18 protein-coding genes and 1 pseudogene are annotated in these 20509 nt (G+C 73.5%); 6 read left to right on the forward strand and 13 right to left on the reverse strand.

Annotated features, from left to right (window positions below):
- Window positions 1-72 precede the first annotated feature (72 nt).
- The 3 genes and pseudogenes from OOK41_RS26750 to OOK41_RS26760 all read right to left on the reverse strand — a co-directional run bounded on the left by OOK41_RS26750 (window position 73) and on the right by OOK41_RS26760 (window position 3624).
- Window positions 73-840: a 3-oxoacyl-ACP reductase gene (locus OOK41_RS26750; protein WP_117666429.1), complete on the reverse strand. Its 768-nt coding sequence runs from the start codon at window positions 838-840 to the stop codon at window positions 73-75.
- Window positions 841-844: 4 nt separating this feature from the next.
- On the reverse strand, window positions 845-2197 hold the full coding sequence (locus tag OOK41_RS26755) for an aldehyde dehydrogenase (protein ID WP_266268004.1): 1353 nt from the start codon (window positions 2195-2197) through the stop codon (window positions 845-847).
- A gap of 135 nt (window positions 2198-2332) precedes the next feature.
- Window positions 2333-3624, reverse strand: a pseudogene (locus tag OOK41_RS26760) (glutamine synthetase family protein).
- Window positions 3625-3857: 233 nt separating this feature from the next.
- Here OOK41_RS26760 and OOK41_RS26765 point away from each other — a divergent pair.
- Window positions 3858-4310 (forward strand): GNAT family N-acetyltransferase, encoded by a 453-nt coding sequence (locus OOK41_RS26765; protein ID WP_266267125.1) that lies wholly within the window; start codon window positions 3858-3860, stop codon window positions 4308-4310.
- A 697-nt stretch (window positions 4311-5007) separates the two neighbouring features.
- On the opposite strand, the gene OOK41_RS26770 is transcribed toward OOK41_RS26765, so the two are convergent.
- The 3 genes from OOK41_RS26770 to OOK41_RS26780 form a co-directional block, all read right to left on the reverse strand.
- Entirely contained in the window at window positions 5008-5280 is a 273-nt protein-coding gene (locus OOK41_RS26770; RefSeq protein WP_323136240.1) for a hypothetical protein, read from the reverse strand.
- On the reverse strand, window positions 5273-5464 hold the full coding sequence (locus OOK41_RS26775) for a hypothetical protein (protein WP_266267126.1): 192 nt from the start codon (window positions 5462-5464) through the stop codon (window positions 5273-5275). The genes OOK41_RS26770 and OOK41_RS26775 overlap by 8 nt, the downstream gene beginning before the upstream one ends.
- A 77-nt stretch (window positions 5465-5541) precedes the next feature.
- Window positions 5542-5799, reverse strand: a complete 258-nt coding sequence (locus OOK41_RS26780; RefSeq protein ID WP_266267127.1) for a hypothetical protein — start codon at window positions 5797-5799, stop codon at window positions 5542-5544.
- A gap of 303 nt (window positions 5800-6102) precedes the next feature.
- On the opposite strand from OOK41_RS26780, the gene OOK41_RS26785 reads away from it, so the two are divergent.
- The 3 genes from OOK41_RS26785 (at window position 6103) to OOK41_RS26795 (ending at window position 7758) form a co-directional block, all read left to right on the forward strand.
- Window positions 6103-6903 (forward strand): helix-turn-helix transcriptional regulator, encoded by an 801-nt coding sequence (locus tag OOK41_RS26785; RefSeq protein ID WP_266267128.1) that lies wholly within the window; start codon window positions 6103-6105, stop codon window positions 6901-6903.
- Window positions 6900-7091, forward strand: coding sequence for a DUF397 domain-containing protein (locus OOK41_RS26790; protein ID WP_266268005.1), 192 nt, complete (start codon window positions 6900-6902; stop codon window positions 7089-7091). The genes OOK41_RS26785 and OOK41_RS26790 overlap by 4 nt, the downstream gene beginning before the upstream one ends.
- Window positions 7092-7170: 79 nt before the next feature.
- Entirely contained in the window at window positions 7171-7758 is a 588-nt protein-coding gene (locus OOK41_RS26795) for an ATP-binding protein (protein WP_266267129.1), read from the forward strand.
- Window positions 7759-7921: 163 nt separating this feature from the next.
- Here the strand turns inward: OOK41_RS26795 and OOK41_RS26800 are convergent, their stop codons facing one another.
- The 5 genes from OOK41_RS26800 to pcaF all read right to left on the reverse strand — a co-directional run bounded on the left by OOK41_RS26800 (window position 7922) and on the right by pcaF (window position 13512).
- Window positions 7922-8386 carry a hypothetical protein gene (locus tag OOK41_RS26800; protein WP_266267130.1) on the reverse strand — a complete coding sequence of 155 codons (465 nt, stop codon included), beginning with the start codon at window positions 8384-8386 and terminating at the stop codon, window positions 7922-7924.
- A 259-nt stretch (window positions 8387-8645) separates the two neighbouring features.
- Complete coding sequence (locus tag OOK41_RS26805) at window positions 8646-9146, reverse strand: DUF456 domain-containing protein (protein ID WP_117666412.1); 501 nt, start codon at window positions 9144-9146, stop codon at window positions 8646-8648.
- Window positions 9143-11320 carry a bifunctional diguanylate cyclase/phosphodiesterase gene (locus tag OOK41_RS26810; protein WP_266267131.1) on the reverse strand — a complete coding sequence of 726 codons (2178 nt, stop codon included), beginning with the start codon at window positions 11318-11320 and terminating at the stop codon, window positions 9143-9145. Before OOK41_RS26810 ends, OOK41_RS26805 begins: the two co-directional genes overlap by 4 nt.
- A 6-nt stretch (window positions 11321-11326) precedes the next feature.
- Window positions 11327-12139, reverse strand: a complete 813-nt coding sequence (locus tag OOK41_RS26815; protein WP_266267132.1) for an SAM-dependent methyltransferase — start codon at window positions 12137-12139, stop codon at window positions 11327-11329.
- Between the two features lie 167 nt (window positions 12140-12306).
- Entirely contained in the window at window positions 12307-13512 is a 1206-nt protein-coding gene (gene pcaF / locus OOK41_RS26820) for a 3-oxoadipyl-CoA thiolase (RefSeq protein WP_266267133.1), read from the reverse strand.
- 132 nt (window positions 13513-13644) lie between these two features.
- Between pcaF and OOK41_RS26825 the strand changes: the two genes are divergently transcribed.
- Both OOK41_RS26825 and OOK41_RS26830 read left to right on the forward strand, forming a co-directional pair.
- Window positions 13645-14325 carry a DUF998 domain-containing protein gene (locus tag OOK41_RS26825; RefSeq protein ID WP_266267134.1) on the forward strand — a complete coding sequence of 227 codons (681 nt, stop codon included), beginning with the start codon at window positions 13645-13647 and terminating at the stop codon, window positions 14323-14325.
- A gap of 247 nt (window positions 14326-14572) precedes the next feature.
- A complete protein-coding gene (locus OOK41_RS26830; RefSeq protein ID WP_266268006.1) occupies window positions 14573-15862 on the forward strand; it encodes a dicarboxylate/amino acid:cation symporter in 1290 nt (429 codons plus the stop codon).
- Window positions 15863-15940: 78 nt separating this feature from the next.
- Here the strand turns inward: OOK41_RS26830 and OOK41_RS26835 are convergent, their stop codons facing one another.
- Both OOK41_RS26835 and OOK41_RS26840 read right to left on the reverse strand, forming a co-directional pair.
- A complete protein-coding gene (locus tag OOK41_RS26835; RefSeq protein WP_266267135.1) occupies window positions 15941-19447 on the reverse strand; it encodes an ABC transporter ATP-binding protein in 3507 nt (1168 codons plus the stop codon).
- Between the two features lie 159 nt (window positions 19448-19606).
- On the reverse strand, window positions 19607-20446 hold the full coding sequence (locus tag OOK41_RS26840; RefSeq protein WP_266267136.1) for a DUF4081 domain-containing GNAT family N-acetyltransferase: 840 nt from the start codon (window positions 20444-20446) through the stop codon (window positions 19607-19609).
- Window positions 20447-20509 lie beyond the last annotated feature (63 nt).

Here is a 20509-nt window from a genome sequence, read left to right on the forward strand (position 1 = left end):
CTACCGGAAAATGGGATGGCCCTTCCCGTCAGACAGGACGGGCGGCGGCCCCGCGGACGCGCTGGCCGGAGGTCACAGCGGGGTGACGTACGCGCCGGTGATCCCGCCGTCGACCACGAACTGGGCGGCGGTCATGAACGAGGAGTCGTCGCTGGCCAGGAAGGCCACGGCCGCGGCGATCTCCTCCGGCCGGCCGAACCGGCCCATCGGCACGTGCACCAGCCGGCGGGCGGCCCGCTCCGGGTCGGCGGCGAACAGCTCCAGCAGCAGCGGGGTGGCCACCGGGCCGGGGCACAGCGCGTTGACCCGGATGCCCTCCCGGGCGAACTGCACGCCCAGCTCGCGGGTCATCGCCAGCACCCCACCCTTGCTCGCCGTGTACGCGATCTGCGAGGTGGCCGCCCCCATCAGCGCCACGAACGACGCGGTGTTGATGATCGACCCCTTGCCCTGCCGGCGCATGTGCGGGATGACGTGCTTGCAGCACAGGTAGACGCTGGTGGTGTTGACCCGCAGCACCCGCTCCCAGGCGTCCAGGCCGGTCTGAAGGATCGAGTCGTCCTCCGGCGGGGAGATGCCGGCGTTGTTGAACGCCACGTCCACCCGGCCGTGCCGCTCGACCACCCCGTCGAACAGGTCCCGCACCGCCGCCTCGTCGGCCACGTCGCAGGCGACGAACTCTCCCCCGACCTCCTCGGCGGCCTGCCCACCCGCCGCCGCGTCGACGTCGACGCAGACCACCCGCGCCCCCTCGGCGGCGAACCGCCGCGCGGTGGCCAACCCGATCCCGCTGCCCGCCCCGGTGACCACCGTGACGCGCCCCGCCAACCGACCCTGCACCTTGTCACTCCTCCGTGGCGATGAAGACGTTCTTGACGTCGGTGAAGGCGTGCAGCGCGTCCGGGCCCAACTCGCGGCCGAACCCGGAGCGCTTCATCCCACCGAACGGGGTCCAGTACCGCACCGAGGAGTGCGAGTTGACGCTGAGGTTGCCCGCCTCCACCGCCCGGGCCACCCGGATCGCCCGGCCCACGTCCCGGGTCCAGACCGAGCCGGACAGGCCGTACTCGGTGTCGTTGGCCAGCCGGACCGCGTCCGCCTCGTCGTCGAACGGGAGCACCGACACCACCGGGCCGAAGACCTCCTCCCGCCAGTGCCGATCGGCCGGCGAGTCGGCGAGCAGCACCGTCGGGGCGTACCAGAAGCCGGGGCCCTCCGGGCAGGAGCCGGTGAAGGCCACCGTCGCCCCGTCGACGTACCCGGCGACCCGGTCGCGCTGGCCGGCGGAGATCAGCGGGCCCATCTCGGCGGTCTCCAGCGCCGGGTCCTCGACCCGGAAGCCGCGCACAGCGGGCTCCAGCAACTCCAGGAACCGGTCGTACACCGGGCGCTGGACCAGGATCCGGGACCGGGCGCAGCAGTCCTGGCCGGCGTTGTCGAAGACCGCGTACGGCGCGGTGGCCGCCGCCCTCTCCAGGTCGGCGTCGGCGAAGACCAGGTTGGCGCTCTTGCCGCCCAGCTCCAGGGTGACCCGTTTCACCTGCTCGGCGCAGCCGGCCATGATCCGGGTGCCGACCTCGGTGGAGCCGGTGAAGCAGACCTTGCGTACGGCCGGGTGGGTGACGAACCGTTCCCCCACCACCGACCCCTCGCCGGGCAGCACGGTGAACACGTCCTCGGGCAGCCCGGCCTCGCGGCCCAGCTCGGCCAGGCGCAGCGCGGTCAGCGGGGTCAGCTCGGCCGGCTTGAGCAGCACCGTGTTGCCGGCGGCGAGCGCCGGGGCGAAACCCCAGGCGGCGATCGGCATCGGGAAGTTCCACGGCACGATCACCCCGACCACGCCCAGCGGCTCGTGGAAGGTGACGTCCAGCCCGCCCGGCACGGGGATCTGCCGGCCGGTCAGCCGCTCGGGCGCGCCCGCGTAGTAGTCGAGCACGTCCCGGACGTTGCCCGCCTCCCACCGGGCGTTGCCGATGGTGTGCCCGGAGTTGCGCACCTCCAGCGACGCCAGCTCCTCCAGGTGCGCGTCGACGAGTCCGGCGAACCGCCGCAACACCCGCGCCCGCTCCCCCGGCCCCACCTTCCGCCACGACTCGAACGCCGCCCCCGCCCGCGCAACCGCCTCATCGACCTCCACCAGCGAGAACGCGGACACCTCCCCCACCACAACCCCGCTAGCGGGATCAACCACCTCCATCACGCCCCCCACCTCCCCTCCCTCCCCACCCTTTCCACCCTTTCCACCCTTTCCTCGTCGATCATGGAGTCGTGGCGCCCCACGAAAACCCCGTACCGCCATACTTCGCCCACCACCAGTCCATGATCGACGCGGTCAGAGGCGTTCGAAGCCACGGGTCAGCTCCCAGTCCGTTATCGCGGCGTCGAAGGACGCCAGCTCTACGCGGGCGTGGTTGGCGTAGTGGGCGTGCACCTCGTCGCCGAAGACGGCTCGTCGTACGCGTTGCCGGCGCACTCCGCGCCCAGTTCCAGCTCGCGCTCGATGCCGTGCACCGCCCCGGCCACCAGCCCGGCGATCGCCAGGTACGGGTTGACGTCCGCGCCGGGCACCCGGTTCTCCACCCGCATCCCCTCGCCGTGGCCGACCAGCCGCAGCGCGCAGGTGCGGTTGTCGGTGCCCCAGCGCAGCGCGGTCGGGGCGAACGAGCCGGGCTGGTACCGCTTGTACGAGTTGACGTTCGGGGCGAACAGCAGGCTGAACTCGCGCATGGTGTCCAGCAGCCCGGCCAGCACCCGCTGGCCGGTGACGCTGAGGTGCGCCGGGCCGTCGCCGAGCATCGCCGAGCGGCCGTCGGCGTCGCGCAGCGAGAAGTGGATGTGGCAGGAGTTGCCCTCCCGGGCGTTCGGCTTGGCCATGAAGGTGATCGACATGCCCTCCTGGGCGGCGATCTCCTTCGCCCCGTTCTTGTAGATCACGTGGTGGTCGGCGCAGGCTACCGCCTCGTCGTAGCGGAAGGCGATCTCGTGCTGGCCGAGGTTGCACTCGCCCTTGGCGCTCTCCGGGGTCAGGCCCGCGCCGGCCATCTCGGTGCGGATGCGGCGCAGCAGCGGCTCGACCCGGGCGGTGCCGAGCAGCGAATAGTCCACGTTGTACTGGTTCGCCGGGGTCAGCTCGCGGTAGCCGCGCCGCCAGGCGTCCTCGTACGAGTCGCGGTAGACGACGAACTCCAGCTCGGTGCCGGCGTACGCGGTCAGCCCGTGCGCGGCGAGCCGGTCGAGCTGGCGGCGCAGGATCTGCCGGGGCGAGGCGACCACCGGCCCGGACCCGTCCGGCCACGCCAGGTCGGCCAGCAGCATCGCCGTCCCCGGCTGCCACGGCACCCGGCGCAGGGTCTCCAGGTCGGGCACCATGGCGAGGTCGCCGTAGCCGCGCTCCCAGCTCGACATCGCGTACCCGTCGACGGTGTTCATGTCGACGTCCACGGCGAGCAGGTAGTCGCACCCCTCGCTGCCGTGCTCCACCACCTGGTCGAGGAAGAACGGCGCGTGGAACCGTTTGCCCTGCAACCGGCCCTGCATGTCGACCAGCGCCAGCACCACCGTGTCGAGCTTGCCGGCGGCGACGGCGGCCCGTAGCTCTTCGAGGGACAGGGGAGCTCTGCTCATCCGCGGGCCTCCATCACCAAGGTCTACTGCCTGACCGGATCACCGTCAATGCCCGGCCACGGCGTGCCGGCAAACCCGGAGGCGAGGAAGGTGTGTTGACCGGACCAGTGCAGGCCACTGAGCCTGCACCGACACCGTGGTGTGACGGCCAGCCGCCACGTTCGACCCGGCGCTGACCGGGCCTTCTGATCCGTGCCCACCGCCGACCTGACCCGTACGGCAGGATGGGCGCCATGGTGGAGATCAGCCCCCTGACCGGATCCGATCGCGCCAACTGGGAAGTGCTGGCCCGTGGGCAGAATGCGTACTTCGGGACCGAGATCAGCGACGACGGCTACGAACAGACCTGGCAACGCCTGCTCGATGGGGACCAGAGACGCGGGATCGCCGCGCGGCTCGACGGCAAGATGGTCGGCATCGCGCACTACGTGTTCCACGCCGCCATCTGGGGGGTCGGGAGATGCTATCTAGCGGACCTGTTCGTGGACCCGGAAGTCCGGCGGCGGGGTGTCGCGACGGCAATGCTCAAGTGGATGGCGTGGGACGCCGAGGAGCACGGCGCCCCACGCCTTTACTGGAACACGCTGGACGACTCTCCAGCTCGCGCCCTGTACGACAAGGTGGCCACATTCCACGAGGGGCTCATCCACTACAGCTACCGGCGCGACGCGAACCAGAGGTCCTAGTCGTCTTTGAACGTTGATCGTGTAATCCGTCGGTTCTGAGGCAGGGTCTTTACGTAGTCGATTGAGGTATGTCTGACCTGGGCGTACGCGATGCGTGGCCTGGCTGGAGGGTGACGCGGGGCAAGACCATTGCCTGGTCGTGGGTGCGGTCCCCGGCCGGCGGGGAACGGTGGCCCGGGCGGAACTGTGGGCGACGGCGGTCGATGACGTGGGCGGCGGTGCCTATGGAGCTGAGTCGTTCACGTCATCACCGTCGGTCGGGCCACCACCGTTCGCGGTCACCCACCGCCCCGTCGGGTCGCGGCTGGCAGTCGTGGCTGGCGGTCGCCGACGGCGGCGGGCGTGGCCGATGGCGACGGGCGTGGTCGATGGCGGCGGGCGTGGCCGATGTCGTATTCGACTCAGCTCCATAGGCACCTGGAAGGCACACCTGCTGTGCAGCGGCGCCCACGCCAGGAACCCCCGGACTCCGTGACCGAAGCGCTCCCGCCCGAATTCTTTGCCACCGCCGTGGGTGCCGAGGGCGTGTCGGGCAGGCCGCCTCCCCACGCACGAGGCTGTGGGGGCGGTGGCCGGTGGGTAGAAGGATCCGGTAAAGCGCTGCGGCGGGCGACCGTGGCGCCGTTCTCGTCGAGGTCGGCCACGTCACGGAACTGACCACCGGATTCGCCACCGAATCCAGGATCCGGCACCCGGATTACCCCGTCAAGGCTGCATGACGGGGCACTAGCCGGGTGGTGAGCCACCGCAGCCCCGCCGGCTGGACGTAGATCGAGCGGCGGGCCACGGCGTCGCCCTTGGCGTCGACCTCGTAGCCGTCCAGCCACAGCCACCCGTGGTAGGTGTGCCAGTCGTCGTGGACGCGGATCACGCGGAAGACGATGGGCCGGACGAACTGGACGCTGGCGGCCCGGTTGACGTACAGGAGATCCCCGCACTTCGGCTTCCTGGGCGGCCCGGCCTCAGGCATCGCCGCTCCGGTGGTCCCCCTGCGTCGGCAGGACCATGTCGAGCCACCCGAGGTGCCGCGTCTCCATCTCGGGGTCGAACGGCAGGCCGCGTCGCTCCCGCTCCTCGACCCCCAGGCGGAGCCAGTCGCCCATGTACGCGACGAGCAGGCTCCCCCGGCCGGCGAACTCGACGAGGCTCGCCACCTGGCGATCGAAGCAGGGCCATGGCTTGCCGCAGGTGAGGCACGGTCCGCCGGCGTACCTCGGCGGGTGTTGGCCCGTCACCGCTCCCGCACCCCCGGCTCCAGCCGGGCCGGCGGGTCGTCGATGATCGCCTGCACCCGGACCATGACGACGCGCTCCCGCCACGGCGTGCCGTCGGGGCGCAGCTCCAACCCCTCCAGCCGCACCCACCGGGACGCCAGGAAGTTCGCGTACCGGGGGACGTACGTGACCCTCAACCACAGGACGGTCCGCCCGATGCAGTAGTCGCACGGCTGAAGGGTCAGCACGTCGCCCGTGGCGACCAGCGGGTTCACTCCCCGCCCCCGCCGATCCTCGGGAAGACCGGGGGCGGCGCCATCGGGCCAGCCTCCATGGTGTCCGCTCATTCTCTCCCCCTCCTCGCCGCACAGGTGGGGGTCGCCAGCTCTGGGAAGGACCGGGCGACCCCCGGCGCAGAACCCGCCTCCGCCTGTGGCCAAAAGCGGGTCCGCGTAGTGACAGTCTGGTGAGGACGCCGCTACTCTCCATACGCGCTCGCCCGGTCCGCGCAGGTCAGAGGGCTGGTCGAGCGACCACGCGAGACACACCGACGAGGCTGAGCCAAAATTGGGGGATCGATGGGTACGGCCACAAACTACGTGCTCGGTGAACTGCGACTGTTCCGAGCGTCACTCGGGGCCAGTCAGGACGAATTCGGCCGGGCCATCGGTTACTCCGGCTCCCACGTCAGCTCGGTCGAGACGGGTGGTCGCCCGCCGACGAAGGAGTACATGAAGGCGATCGACAATCACTACAACCTCGACGGCCGGTTCGGCCGGATGCTCCGCGAGCTGGCCAAGCTGGACGCCGAGCCGGTCTGGCTGCGCGAATGGATCGAGTTCGAGCGCGAGGCGACCACGCTGCGGTGGTTCGAGCTGTCCTACCTCCCCGGCCTGCTCCAGACCGAGCGGTACGCGCGGGCGACGCTGGCCGGGGGTCGCTTCACCGCCGACGAGGTCGAGCGGAACGTCGCATCGAGGCTGGGACGGCAGGAGGTCCTGGAGCGCGACCGCCCGCCTCAGTTCATCGCCGTCGTGGACGAGAGCGTGCTGCGCCGGCCGGTGCTCGACCAGCCGGGGCTCATGGCGGAACAGCTCGACCACCTCGCCGCGCAGGCGCTGCGGGAGCACATCCAGGTGCACGTCGTGCCCGTGGACGCCGGGATGTACCTGGGGCTGGCCGGGCAGTTCATCATCGCCGAGTTGCCCGACGGCGCCCGGGTGGCCCACGCGGACAACCAGCTCAACGCGCAGATCGTCGATGCGCCCGCCGACGTTGCTAGGCTGGCGAAGACGTGGGAGATCGTGCGGAACGAGGCGCTTTCCCGCCGGCAGTCCATCGAGCTGATCAAGGAGGTGGCGAAGTCATGGAATCGATGACCCCGCAGTGGCGGAAGTCGACCAGGTCCGGCGGCAACGGCGGGTCCTGCGTCGAGGTGGCCGACAACATGCCGGGCGTCGTGCTGGTGCGCGACACCAAGGACCGCGAGGGCGGCACCCTCCACTTCAACCCTCGGACCTGGCGGTCGTTCGTCGACCTGGCCAAGCAGATCGGCCCCGTAGCCTGACCCAGAAGTGTCGAAAGGCCGGCTGTCGAGCGTCGAGCATGACCAGCGTACGACGCCCCGTCCCGCCGCGAGCGCGACCATGAGCGACCTGGTGCGGAGAAGACCGACTCTTGTCGTCGTCAGCGGTCCACCCGGCGCGGGCAAGACCACGCTCGCCCATCGACTCGCCCGCAGAATCGGCTGTCCGGCGATCTGCCGGGACGAGATCAAGGAGGGCATGGTCCACGCGGCTGGCGACTTCATCGCCGCGCCGAGCGACGCGCTGACCCTGCGCACGCTGCCGACGTTCTTCCAGGTGCTGGAACTGCTCCTGACGGCAGGTGTCACCACGGTTGCCGAGGCAGCCTTCCAGGACCGGCTCTGGCGTCCCCACCTGCGGCCCCTGGCCGGCCTTGCCGACATCCGGATCGTGCATTGCCAGCTCGCGGCCGAGATCGCATGGGACCGCATCCGGCAGCGGCAGAACGAGAACCCCACGCGGCGCGCACACGCCGACGCGTCCCTCGTCGAGCAGCAGGTGCACGCGGTCGGCCACGACAGCTTCGACCGCGTCCGACTCGACGTACCCCAGCTCGAAGTCGACACCAGCGACGGCTACCGACCCGGACTCGACGAGATCGTCGAATTCGTGCAGCTGGGCAGTGGCCCCACGGTCGCGTTTCCATGATTCCGCGACTGGCCCGCGCGGCGGCCCGCCCCGCCCCGCCTACCCGGCTGTCAGCCGGACCCGATCGGCCGCGGTCGCGACCGGCTCCGTGAGCCGACCCGTCAGACGACCGGACCGCAACCCGATCACAACCGCTCCACAGTCGCCGGTGCCTAGAAATAGGTCAGTCCCCGACGGGAAGTTCCCGGGACCGGTGAAAAGGAGAACGACATGTTGAAGACCACGAAGGCCCGCCGGATCGGGGCAGGTCGTCGCCGGCCCCCACGTCGATCTTGGCGAACATCACGGCGGCCGTGACGTGCACCTCGTCGGCCAGGTCCCCGGTCCAGATCGCGACGGTCACCGCCCCGGTCACCTGGCAGGTCGCCTGGTTCCTGGTGACCGGAACGCAGCCGGCGCCCGACACCACGGACGACCCGGTGTCGGTGACCGCGACACCGCCGTCGACCGACTCCACCGTCACGTGGCTGGCGACACCCGCCGGGGCGACGTAGGACACCGTCGATCCGTTCACCTGCACCGTGCCACCCGAGGCGTGGGCCGGGGCGACGGCCCAGAGCAGGTGGGCTACGCCCACCGTCAGTGACATGCCGGCACCGAGCGCGATCCTGCGCAGCTTCTCGGACAATTCAGCCTCCCGCTCTCTTCCACCGGCGATCCCCGCCGGTGCCGCGGAGTGAACCATCCGGCGGTTGTGATCCGGTTGCGGTCCGTGGCCCGTCCCTAATTGCCTTGCCCGCGCCGTCAGCGGGCCGCATCCTTGAGCCTGTGACCAGGCCCGATCCGGACGGGCCCGCCGGGCGCTCGGCACCGCCCGGCCCGCGGCGGCGCGGGGCGTTCACCTCTCTCTCACCGTACGGCGATCCGCCCCCGCCGCCGCACCACCCTCACGCGAACAGCAGGCCGGCGACCCAGAGCACGCCGATCACCAGGCCGGCGAGAAACTCGACCAGCATGGACAGGCCGGCGGCCTTGAGCGCCTGCACCGTCGACGGCCAGGCGAGTTGGTTGCTGCCCAGCCGCAGCCGCTCGGCACCCCACACCCCGCCGACGAAGCCGACCACCAGGCCGACCACCGGGATCACGAAGAACCCGACCAGCCCCAGCACGCCGCCGGCCAGCAGGGACGACGTCGGCACCCCGGCGCTGCGCAGGTTGCGCCCCGGCCAGAGGTACTTGACCACGGCACCGCCGGCCGCGACCACGGTGGCGGCGGCCAGCACCAGCCAGCGGCCCGCCCCGGCGTCGCCGAACAGCGCCCACACCAGCACCCCGCCCCAGCACAGCGGCAGCGCGGGCAGCCCCGGCACCACCACCCCGGCCAGCCCCGCCACGATGGCCAGCGCGGCCACCACCGAGACGACCGCCTGCGAGTCCGTCAGGCTCATGCCATTCCCTCTGGGGGATCGTCCCCGCGCAGCCGGGCGGTGATCGCTGCGGCCGGCACGGGGCCGCCGAACCAGCACCCCTGCCCGGTGTCGCAGCGCAGCGCGCGCAGCCGCTCGGCCTGCGCCTCGGTCTCCACCGCCTCGGCGGTGACCCACAGCTCAAGGGCGTGCGCCAGCCGGACCAGCGCGTCCACGATCCGCTCGTCGCGGTGGTCGGCCGGGTCCAGTGGGTCGTCCGCCCGGATCCCCTCCACGAACGGCCCGGCCAGCTTGAGGCAGTGGATCGGCAGCCGCCGCAGGTACGCCAGGTTCGAGTACCCGGTGCCGAAGTCGTCGATCGCCAGTCGTACGCCGAGGTCGGCGAGCTGGTGCAGCGACCGCAACGGCTCCCCCGTGGTGCCCATCACGGCGCTCTCGGTCAGTTCGAGCTGGAGCAGGCGGGCGGGCAGCCCGCTGCGGCTCAGCGCGCTCGCCACCGTATCGACGATGGCCGGGTCGTTGGCCTGCCGCGCGGCCAGGTTGACGCTGACCACCAGCTCCGTTCCGGGGAACTGCCGGCGCCACGCCTCGGCGTCGCGGCACGCCTGCCGGAGCACCCACTCGCCGAGCCGGACGATCAGGCCGGTCTCCTCGGCCAGCCCGATGAACCGGTCCGGCCCGACCAGCCCCAGCTCGGGATGCTGCCAGCGGACCAGCGCCTCGACCGCCACCATCGAGGAGTCCAGCAGCGACACGATCGGCTGGTAGTGGACGACGAACTCGCCCCGGTCCAGCGCCGCGGGCAGGCCGGCGACCAGCGCCGAACGGGCGATGTCGCGGGCGCTGCGCTCGGGGTCGTAGACCGCCCACCGGCCGCGCCCCTCCGCCTTCGCCCAGTACAGGGTGGTGTCGGCGGCCTTCATCAGCTCCGACGCGCTGGTCTCGGCGCTGGGGCACTCCACGATGCCGATGCTGGCCGACACCACGAGCTGCTGGTCGCCGACGTGCACCGGGACGGAGACCGCCGCGAGCGCCATCTCCGCGACGCCCACCGCGTCGTCGATGCCGTCGCCGCCGTCGACGAGGATGACGAACTCGTCGCCGCCCATCCGGGCGACCAGGTGGCCGTGCCCGGCGACGCACTCGGCCAGCCGGCGGGCGATCACGACCAGCAGCCGGTCGCCGAGGTCGTGCCCGAGGCCGTCGTTGACCGCCTTGAAGCCGTCCAGGTCGAGGAAGCAGACCCCGATCCGGTGGTCCGGGCCGGCGTCGCCGAGCACCTGGCCGAGGGTCTCGAAGAACAGGGTCCGGTTGGGCAGGCCGGTGAGCGGGTCGTGCAGCGCCTGGAAGCGCAGCCGCTGCTGGAGTTCGTACCGCTCGGTGATGTCCTCGATCATCGCCACGGTGAAGCGCGGCCGGCCGTCGTCGTACCGGATCAGCGAGACGGCCAGGTCCGTCCACACCACGCTGCCGTCCTTGCGGTGGTAGCGCTTCTCCACCCGGGCCGAGTCGTGCTTGCCCTCGATCAGCTCCTGGTACAGCTCCCACATCCCGGCCGCGTCCTCGGCGTGGAACAGCCCCGCCACGTTGGTCTGCCGCAGCTCCTCGGCGGAGTAGCCGAGCATGTCGGCGAAGGGCTGGTTGACCTCGATGATCTGCCCGTCGATGCCGGCGATGCCGATCCCGGTCGCCGCCCCGGTGAAGACCGCCCGGAACCGCGCCTCGCTGTCCCGCAGGGCCTGCTCGACGCGGTCCCGGGCCTGCCAGGCGCTGCGGGCGATGCGTTCCTGCTGGGCGAAGGTGCGGTCGCGCAGCGCCCGGGCGAACCCGCCGGCGAAGGCGCCCTGGAGGGCGGCTACCCGGTCGGCCGTGCCGTGCCGGGCCGGGTGGCCCGGCAGCACCTGGGCGACGAACCGTTCCCCGAGGGCGGTGACCGACCAGTCCAGGAACCCGGGCTCGATCAGGTGTGCCTCGACCAGCGCCCGGCCGACGTCCTCGGCGGGCCGGGCGGAGAACGCCTCGGCGAGCAACGCCTGGGCCAGCCGTACCGTGTGCACGAACAGCAGCCGCTCGGTCTCGACGGCGCTCAGCGGCACGAACCCGAGCCGACGCGCCGCGCGGGCCCACCCGGCGGCGTACGCCTCGGCACCGGCGCGGCTGAGCTGCTCACCGCCGGGCCCCGGCACGGCTGTCATGGCCGCCTAGCCGGCGGGCTGGTCGTACCGGGCGACGCCGCCGAACGCGCCGAACCGCTCGGGGTGGTCGTCCACGTCGGACGGCGAGTCGGGGCGCCACAGCGGCATGTGCACCACCCCCGGAGCCAGGATCGTCCAGTCGCCGAAGAAGCCGGTGATCTCGGCCCGGGAGCGCAGGGTGATCTCGGTGTCGGTGCGCGCCGACAGCCGCTGCGCGTCCAGCATCTCCTGCGGCTGGTCCTCGAACGTGGAGTGGGAGACGACCAGGAAGCTGCCGGGGACGGCGGCGGCCCGCAGGGTGGCCAGGACGTCGGCGGGACGGTCGGCGTCCGGGACGAAGTGCACCACCCCGGCGAGCAGGATGCCGACCGGCCGGCCGAGGTCGAGCAGGCCCGTGGCCCGGCACTCGGCGAGGATGCGCTCCGGCTCCCGCAGGTCGGCGTGGATCACGCCGGTCAGGTCGTTGCCGGCCAGCAGCTCCCGGCTGTGCGCCACCGCCACCGGGTCGATGTCGACGTAGACCACCCGGGCCTTCGGGTTCGCGGCCTGGGCCACCTCGTGGACGTTGCCGACGGTGGGTATCCCCGAGCCGATGTCGAGGAACTGGTCGATCCCGGCGTCGAGCAGCGCCCGGACCGCGCGGCGCAGGAACTCCCGGCCGGAACGCATCGTGGCGGCCAGGTTCGGCGTCATGCCCGCGATCTGCTCGGCGAGCTTCCGGTCGATCTCGAAGTTGTGCGCGCCGCCGAGGAAGTAGTCGTAGACCCGAGCCGCGCTCGGCCGGCTCAGATCGATCTCGGTGGGAAGTCCGTCCGGCATGTGTGTCGCTCCCGCCCAGTCGTCGCCGCGCCGCGGGCCGCGCCGGCCGCCGGGCGCGCTCGGGCGCACCCCGCCGGTGGCCGGCCGACCCGCAGGTCTGTGGTGTTCCACACTCTAGGCCGCAGGCTCCACGGTAGGCGAGATCCGATTCGGCCACCGGGCACCGGTCAGCCGGCCGACTCCAGCATCAGCGAGATGCCCTGACCCACCCCGACGCACATGGTGGCGAGCGCCCGTCGGGCACCCCGGCGGCGCAGCTCCAGCGCTGCGGTGAGCGCCAGCCGGGCGCCGCTGGCCCCCAGCGGGTGACCCAGGGCGATCGCGCCACCGTTGGGGTTGACGTGCTCGGCGTCCTCGGGCAGGCCCAGCTCGCGCAGCACCGCCACCGACTGGGCGGCGAACGCCTCGTTCAGCTCGATCACGTCGACGCCGTCGAGGCCCACCCCGAGCCGGTCGAGCAGCCGGCGGGTGGCCGGCACCGGCCCGATGCCCATGATCCGGGGCGGCACTCCGGCCGCGGCGGCGCCGGTCACCCGGGCCAGCGGGGTCAGCCCGTACCGGGCCACCGCCCGCGCGCCGGCCACCAGCAGCGCCACCGCGCCGTCGTTGACGCCGGAGGAGTTGCCGGCGGTCACCGTGCCGCCCTCCCGGAACGGGGTGGGCAGCGCGGCGAGCTTCTCCAGCGAGGTCTTTCGGGGGTGCTCGTCGACCTCGACCAGCTTCGTCTCGCGCCGCCCGGCCGGCACGGTCACCGGCACGATCTCCTCGGCGAACCGGCCGCCGGCCTGTGCCCGGGCGGCCCGCTGCTGCGACCGGTACGCGAACGCGTCCTGCGCGGCGCGGTCGACGCCATACTCGGCAGCCACGTTCTCGGCGGTCTCGGGCATCGAGTCGATGCCCCACTCCCGCTCCATCAGCGGGTTGACCAGTCGCCAGCCGATCGTGGTGTCGTACACCTCGGCGGCCCGGGAGAACGCCGAGGTGGCCTTCGGCATGACGAACGGCGCCCGGCTCATGCTCTCCACCCCGCCGGCCACGACCAGCTCCGCCTCCCCGGCGACGACCTGCCGGGCGGCGGTGGCCAGCGCGTCCAGGCCGGAGCCGCAGAGCCGGTTGACGGTGCTGCCGGGCACCTCGCCGGGCAGCCCGGCCAGCAGCGCGGCCATCCGGGCCACGTTGCGGTTGTCCTCGCCGGCCTGGTTGGCGCAGCCGAGAACCACGTCGTCGACCCGGGCCCAGTCGACCGACGGGTGCCGGGCGACCAGCTCGCGGATCACGTGCGCGGCGAGGTCGTCGGGGCGCAGCCCGGACAGCGCGCCGGCGTACCGGCCGATCGGGGTGCGGACACCGGCCACGAGATATGCCACGGTCATCGACGTAGTCCTTCGGGGTGGTGGGAGGGTCGACACGGGCCCGCCGGGTCACGGCGACGCGGGGCCAGGATATCCGCGCGGTGAGCGGATAGGTTGTCGGCATGGCCTGCCCAGTTCAGACGCCGCACGGGCGTGGCTGACCGGAGGCGGCCGGCGCCCACCGGGCCGGCCGGCCCCGGGCCCCGACCCGACCGGCCCGCCCCGTCGCCCGCGCCCCGGGCCGCCGCCGCGTCGGCCGCCGCCGGCTGCGTCCTGGCCGGCACGGTCGCGGTGACCGTCGCCGTGGCCGCCGGTCCGGGCCCGGGCCTGACCGGGTACGTCAGCGAGGCCGGCGTCACCGACAGCGGGTACGCCCCGATGTACCGGATCGGGGTGTTCGCCCTGGCCGGCGCGTTGCTGCTGCTCGCCGCGGCGCTGCCGGCGGCGCTGCGGGTCGCGGCCGGCCTGCTCGCCGCCGGTGGCGTGTGCGCAGCGCTCTCCGGCGCGGTGACGTGCAGCGCCGGCTGCCCGCTGCCGCCGTTCGAACGGGCCACGGTGGCCGACCTGGTGCACGGCGGAGCGAGCATCGCGGCGACGGCGTCCGTGGTGTTCGCGATGCTGGCGGTGCTGTTCTCTCCGGCCGCGGCGGCCCTGCTGCGGCGGCTCGCCGCAGCCGGCGCGGCGGTGTCGCTGCCGCTGGCCGGGGCGGTGGGGCTGGCGATGCTCGTCGTCGGTCGGAGTGCCCTGACCGGCGTGCTGGAACGGGTGCTGCTCGCGGTCTGCGCCGCCTGGGGCCTGGCCACCGCCACCGCCCTCGCCCTGCGCCGCCGCTGAGGCCTCCGGTCGACGGCGAACCCCGCAGGCCACCCCTGTAAGGAGCCTCACCGTCGGCGCTCCTTCCACCTGCGGCGGGGGGCGGCGTATCGTCGGCAGGCGATGACCAACGTCTGGCACCTCACCGTGCGCCTGTACGTCGACCTCCGACGGCAGGCCAGCGGCATCTGTCCGGCGCGGCCCGTCTCCTGACGCCCGCCCGACCGACCGCCCCCAGACCCTTGGACGCATCCTCATGGCTTCCGCCCTGCGCAAGTTCCCCTTCTCCGTACAGATCCTGCTCGGCCTCGTCCTCGGCGTGGCGCTGGGCTTCCTCGCCCGCGCCAACGACCTGAGCTGGCTGGCCAGCACCCTCGACACCGTCGGCGGCCTCTTCGTCCAGCTACTCAAGCTGGCCGTGCCGCCGCTGGTCTTCACCGCCCTCGTGGTCAGCGTGGTCAGCCTGCGCGGCGTGGCCAACGCCGCCCGGCTGGCGCTGAAGACCCTGCTCTGGTTCGGCGTCACCGCGCTCGTCGCGGTGGCCGTCGGCATCGGCCTCGGCCTGCTCACCGACCCGGGCCGGGGCGTCACCCTGGACGTCGGCGGGGCCACCCCGCCGAAGACCACCGGTTCGTGGACCGACTTCCTCACCGGCATCGTGCCGACCAATCCGGTCGGCGCGTTCGTCGAGGGCAACGTGCTCCAGATCGTCTTCCTGGCCCTGGTGGTGGGCGCCGCCGCGCTGCTGGTCGGCGAGGCCGCCGAGCCGTTCGTGGCGCTCAACCGGTCCCTGCTGGCCATCGTGCAGAAGGCGCTGTGGTGGGTGATCCGGCTCGCCCCGATCGGCACCCTCGGCCTGATCGGCCACGCCGTCGCCTCGTACGGCTGGGACCTGCTGGCCCCGCTGGCGAAGTTCACCACCGCCGTGTACGTCGGCTGCGCGATCGTGCTGTTCGTGGTCTACCCGCTGCTGTTGGCCGTCGCGGGCCGGCTCAACCCGTTGCGCTTCTTCGCCGGCGCCTGGCCGGCCATCGAGCTGGCCTTCGTCTCCCGCTCCTCGGTCGGGACGATGCCGGTGACCCAGCGTTCCGTCGAGCGCCTCGGCGTCCCCCGCGAGTACGCCTCGTTCGCGGTGCCGTTCGGCGCCACCACGAAGATGGACGGCTGCGCGGCGGTCTACCCGGCCCTCGCGGCGATCTTCGTCGCGCAGGTCTTCGGGGTGGACCTCGGCGTCGGCGACTACCTGCTGATCGCGTTCGTCTCCGTGGTCGGCTCGGCGGCCACCGCCGGACTGACCGGCGCGATCGTGATGCTCACGCTGACCCTGAGCACGCTGGGCCTGCCGCTGGCCGGCGCCGGCCTGCTGCTGGCCATCGACCCGATCCTGGACATGATCCGCACCGCCACCAACGTGGCCGGTCAGGCCGTCGTCCCGACCATCGTCGCCGCCCGCGAGGGCACCCTCGACCGCGCCGCGTACGACTCGGCCGGCCGCCGGAACCCGGTGGCGCCGGACGCCCCCCTCCGCACCGACGACCCGAGCCCCGTCCCCGCCTGACCCCCCGTGTTGATCAAGAGGTTTGCGTCACTGCGGAGATCGTTCCTGACGTAAACCTCTTGATCACGGCGGCCGGAGTCACCCCGCCAGGTGCCCCCAGTCGTTCTCCAGGTCCCGCCACGGGCCCCGGGCCGCCACCGCCCCGCCGATCAGCACCACCACCTGGTCGGCCCGGACCAGCGCCGCCCGCTTCGACGTCGAGCCGACCACCGTCACCCCGTGCTCCCGCAGTGCCGCCCACAGCTCCAGCTCGGTCGTGACGTCCAGCGCCGACGACACGTCGTCGGCGACCAGCAGCTCGGTACGCGGGGCCAGCGCCCGGGCCAGCGCCAGCCGCTGGAGCTGCCCGCCGGAGAGCCGGGTCCCCTTGTGCCCGATCAGCAGCCCGAGCCCGCCCCCGGCGGCGGCCAGGTCGTGGTCGAGTTGGGCGGTCGACACCGCGCCGGCCGCGTCCACGTCGTGGCCGAGCGCGATGTTGTCGGAGACCGTGCCGGAGAGCACCCGGGGGAGCTGGCCGACATAGCCGACCTGCTGCGGGCGCAGGAACAGCTCCGGTGTGGTGACCGGCTCGTCGTTCCAGCGCAGCGCCCCGGTGTGGTGCACGATCCCGGCCAGGGCGCGCAGCAGCGAGGACTTGCCGGAGCCGACCGGCCCGACGACGAGCACGAGCTGGCCGCGTTCGACGGTCAGGTCGACGTCGCGGACGGCGAGCGTCCCGTCGGTGTGCAACGCGCCGAAGCCGACCAGGTCCAGCCGGCGCAGCGGACGCCGGGGCGGGGGCTCGGGCGCGGGCGCCCGCCCGGCGGCCAGGTCCACCCCGTCCACCGGCGCCGAGTACGTCCCCACCCCGGTCATCGCCACCGTCCGGCGCGTCCACACCCGGGCCGACGGGAGCTGGGAGACCAGGGACGCCGTGGTCCACGCGAACCACCGGGCCGCGCCGAGGGTGGACACCGCGACCAGGGTGGCCCCGGCGGACAGCCCGCCGCTGAGGTAGAGCGCCCAGGCGCCGATCGGCAGCAGGCCGCTGACCAGGGCCGGCGTCGAGCGCGACCAGACCTGCACGGAGATCTCCCGGCGCTGCCGCTCGCTGCGGCTGGCGTCCAGGTCGGCGAGGTGGCCCAGCACCGGCCGGGTGGCGCCGGCCAGCTTCACCGTGCGGGCGGCCGACAGGGACGAGACCAGCGCGGTGGCGAACGCCGCCCGCGCCGCGACGGTGGCCCGGGCGGACCGTTCCAGGCGCGGCCCGAACAGCGTCGCCGCCAGCCCGGAGACGACCATCGTCCCGGCGAAGAACGCGGCCGGCACCAGGCTGCCGGAGACCAGCGTCATGGCGACCACGGCGACCAGGGCGATGGCCTGGTCGAGCAGGTTGTCGGCGAGGATCACCACCCGTTCGGTGTCACCGCCCTGGGCGACCACCTCGGCCGGGGTGTGCCCGCTGATCCGGCGCGGGCCGGTCTGCCCGTGCACCAGCCGCAGGCTGATCCGCAGCATCTGGCGGACCCACCAGTTGGGGAACCAGACGCTGGTCAGGTAGGGCACCGGCGTGGTCACCAGCAGCGCGGTCACGATGCCGACCGCCGGCCACCACGGCCCGCCGACGCCGTCCACCAGGTCCACCCAGAGCCAGGGCAGCACCGCGCCGTCCAGGCCCAGCAGGCCGCCGAACGTGAACAGGGCGATCGCGGCCAGGCCGTACCGGGGGTCGTTGGTGGTCAGGCGCAGGATCTCCCGCATCGTCCGGGCGGGCGGCGTCGGCGGCAGCGGGGGCGGCTCGACCTTCGTCCGGGCCACGCCGACCGGCGCGCCCGCCCCACCGGGGCCGGCACCCGGGGCCGGGGCCGGCGGCGGATCGGTCAGCAGCGCCGTGCCGCCGCCCCGCCCGGCCGCCCCCGCCTCGGCGTACGCGGCGGCGTGGCTGACGGCCAGCAACTCGGCGAACCGCGCCGAGGAGCGCAGTGGCCCGGCCTCGACCACCGCCCCGTCGGCCAGCACCACCACCTCGTCGCAGCGGCGCACCGAGGAGAGCCGGTGGGCGATGACGATGCCGATCCGGTCGGCGAGCAGCCGGTCGGTGGCCCGCTGCACCAGCGTCTCGGTGACCGGGTCCAGCCGGGCGGTGGCCTCGTCGAGGACCACCACGTGCGGGTCGCGGACCAGGATCCGGGCGAACGCGACGAGCTGCTCCTGGCCGGCGGACAGCACGTGCCCGCCCTCGCCGAGCCGGGTGCGCAGGCCGTCGGGCAGCTCGGCGATCCAATCGGCCAGGCCCAGCTCGTGCAGCGCCCGGGCGGCGGCGTCGAGCAGGGCCGGGTCGAACAGGGCGACGTTCTCGGCGAGGGTGCCGGCCAGGATCTCGGTGCGCTGCGGCACCACGGCCACCCACCGGCGCAGCCGCTCGACGTCCAGGTCGAGCAGGTCCACCCCGCCGAGCAGGACGGTGCCGCGCGGCAGGTCCACCGCCCGGGTGAGCACCTTGGCCAGGGTGGACTTGCCCGACCCGGTCCGCCCGACCAGGGCGTACGACCGGCCCCGGACGAAGGTCAGCGAGACGTCGCGCAGCGCCGGGGCGCGGTCGCCCTCCGCCCCGCCCGCCGGGTAGCGGAAGGTGAGGTTCCGCACGGCCAGGTCACCGTCGACGGGCTCCCGGCCGCCGGTCGGTTCCTGCCGGGCGTCCTGGAGAAGCTGCACCCGCCCCCAGGCACCGAGCGCGTACTGCAACTCGGGCACCATCCGGCTGACGTGCTCGACGGTCGCGCCGAAGGCGAGCACCAGCAGCCAGACGGCGGTCAGCCGGGCCGCGTCGATCCGGCCGGCGGCCAGCGCCCAGGCCCCGCCGAGAACCACCCCGACGATGCCGACCCGGATGACGCCGGCGCCGACCGTGGTGACCGCCGCCGACATCCGCCACACCAGCCGCCCCCGGGCCAGCACCTCGGCGGCCCGCCGGGCGTAGAGCCGCAGCACGTACGGCCGGGCCAGGCTGGTACGCACGTCGTCCTGGCCGTGGACGGCCTCCTCCATGACGGCGGCGAGGTCCGTCCAGGCCTCCTCCTCGGCCATCCGGGCCGGGGCGATCCGCCGGGTCGGCCGGCGCAGCACGACCGCGAGCAGCGCGGTCAGCACGAGCATGCTCACCCCGGCCGGCCACCAGACCACCAGGGCCACGACCGTGGAGAGCAGGCCGGTGGCGGACATCTGGGCGATCCGTACGCCGTGCCCGCGCACCTCGGAGGCCACCTGGTAGACGTCCCCGTCGATCCGGTCCAGCAGCTCGCCGACCGGGGTCCCCTCCAGGGTGGGCAGGTCCTGCCCGAGCGCCACCCGGCACAGCCGCCGCCGGACGTCGGCGGACCAGTCCGCGGTCAGCCCGGCCATCACCAGCCCGATGGCGAGGTCGGTGAGAACGGCGGCGCAGAGCGCCACCGCGAGGACGACGAACAGCGCCCCCGAGCGGTGCACCAGCACCGGGCCGGCGAGCGCCGACGCGGCGGCCTGGCCGGCGGCGCCGAGGACGACCAGCACGGCGACGACCGTCATCCGGCGTGCCGAGGTGGCCCACAGGTCACGGAAAAGGCGCATGTCGGTCCCTCCGGACTCCGGGGTGGCGGTGCCTCCACCCTGCGTGATCCGGCCGGACCGTTCAACGCATTTACCCCATCGGGGTCGGGTACGGCGGCGGTCAGGTCCGGGCGACCCGCCGGAGGAAGCGGCCAGGCGGCGGGGGAGCTGCCCCGCGGCTCAGAACAGCACGGTGGCGAGGGTGCCGACCGGGCGGAAGCCGCAGCGCTCGTAGACCCGGCGGGCGGCCAGGTTGAAGTCGTTGACGTAGAGGCTGACCGTCGGGGCGACCCGCAGCAGGGCGTCCCGGGTCACCGCCGCCATCGCCGCCGTGGCGATTCCCCTGCCGCGCCACTCCGGCGCCACCCAGACCCCCTGGACCTGCGCGGTGCGCCGGGTCACCACCGCCAGCTCGGCCTTGAACACCACCTGGCCGTCGACGAACCGGGCGTACGCCCGACCGGACCGGACCAGGTCGGTGACCCGCCGCCGGTAGCCGTGCCCACCGTCCTCGGTCAGCGGCGAGACGCCGACCTCCTCGGTGTACATGGCCACGGCCGCCGGGAAGAGCCGGTCGACCTCGTTGCCGTGCACCAGCCGCACGTCGGGGTCGACGGCCACCAACGGCAGCGCGTCGGCGGCCAGCAGCGGCTGGTTGGGGCGGACGTCCCGGGCCGGCCCCCAGTGCCCGCAGAGCCGGTCCCAGAGCCCGAGCACCGCATCGGCCCGACCGACGATGGAGGAGCAGAGGCGTTCCTCGGCGGCGAGCAGCTCGGCATAGGCGGCGACGGCGGGCTCCGAGGCGAGCACGGGGGTGAGGTTGCCGCCGAGCCAGCAGATCGACTCCAGGCTGCGGCGCGCGCCGTACCCCAGGATCCGGCCCTCGGCCCGCCACCAGGCCAGCCCGCGCGCGGCGACCCGCTCGGCGACCTGCGCGCCCGCGAACGGGTCGAGGTCGAGCAGCCGCTCGACCGCGCGCCGCTCCGATTCCCCGAGTTGCCGTACCGGCACCGTCAGCACGGTTACCAGCCTGCCAGATCACCCCGCCGCCTCGCCGGCCGAGTGCCGAGCCCACCGAGACCG

The organism is Micromonospora sp. NBC_01655 (genome assembly GCF_026339755.1).
Classification (GTDB): Bacteria; Actinomycetota; Actinomycetes; order Mycobacteriales; family Micromonosporaceae; genus Micromonospora.

What these genes read in the sequence shown, in the direction of transcription:
- OOK41_RS26755 (WP_266268004.1), bottom strand. Translation starts at nt 2,197, where the DNA reads ATGGAGGTGGTTGATCCCGCTAGCGGGGTTGTGGTGGGGGAGGTGTCC.
- OOK41_RS26765 (WP_266267125.1), top strand. Translation starts at nt 3,858, where the DNA reads ATGGTGGAGATCAGCCCCCTGACCGGATCCGATCGCGCCAACTGGGAA.
- OOK41_RS26770 (WP_323136240.1), bottom strand. Translation starts at nt 5,280, where the DNA reads ATGCCTGAGGCCGGGCCGCCCAGGAAGCCGAAGTGCGGGGATCTCCTG.
- OOK41_RS26785 (WP_266267128.1), top strand. Translation starts at nt 6,103, where the DNA reads ATGGGTACGGCCACAAACTACGTGCTCGGTGAACTGCGACTGTTCCGA.
- OOK41_RS26790 (WP_266268005.1), top strand. Translation starts at nt 6,900, where the DNA reads ATGACCCCGCAGTGGCGGAAGTCGACCAGGTCCGGCGGCAACGGCGGG.
- OOK41_RS26795 (WP_266267129.1), top strand. Translation starts at nt 7,171, where the DNA reads ATGAGCGACCTGGTGCGGAGAAGACCGACTCTTGTCGTCGTCAGCGGT.
- OOK41_RS26805 (WP_117666412.1), bottom strand. Translation starts at nt 9,146, where the DNA reads ATGAGCCTGACGGACTCGCAGGCGGTCGTCTCGGTGGTGGCCGCGCTG.
- OOK41_RS26810 (WP_266267131.1), bottom strand. Translation starts at nt 11,320, where the DNA reads ATGACAGCCGTGCCGGGGCCCGGCGGTGAGCAGCTCAGCCGCGCCGGT.
- OOK41_RS26815 (WP_266267132.1), bottom strand. Translation starts at nt 12,139, where the DNA reads ATGCCGGACGGACTTCCCACCGAGATCGATCTGAGCCGGCCGAGCGCG.
- pcaF (WP_266267133.1), bottom strand. Translation starts at nt 13,512, where the DNA reads ATGACCGTGGCATATCTCGTGGCCGGTGTCCGCACCCCGATCGGCCGG.
- OOK41_RS26835 (WP_266267135.1), bottom strand. Translation starts at nt 19,447, where the DNA reads ATGCGCCTTTTCCGTGACCTGTGGGCCACCTCGGCACGCCGGATGACG.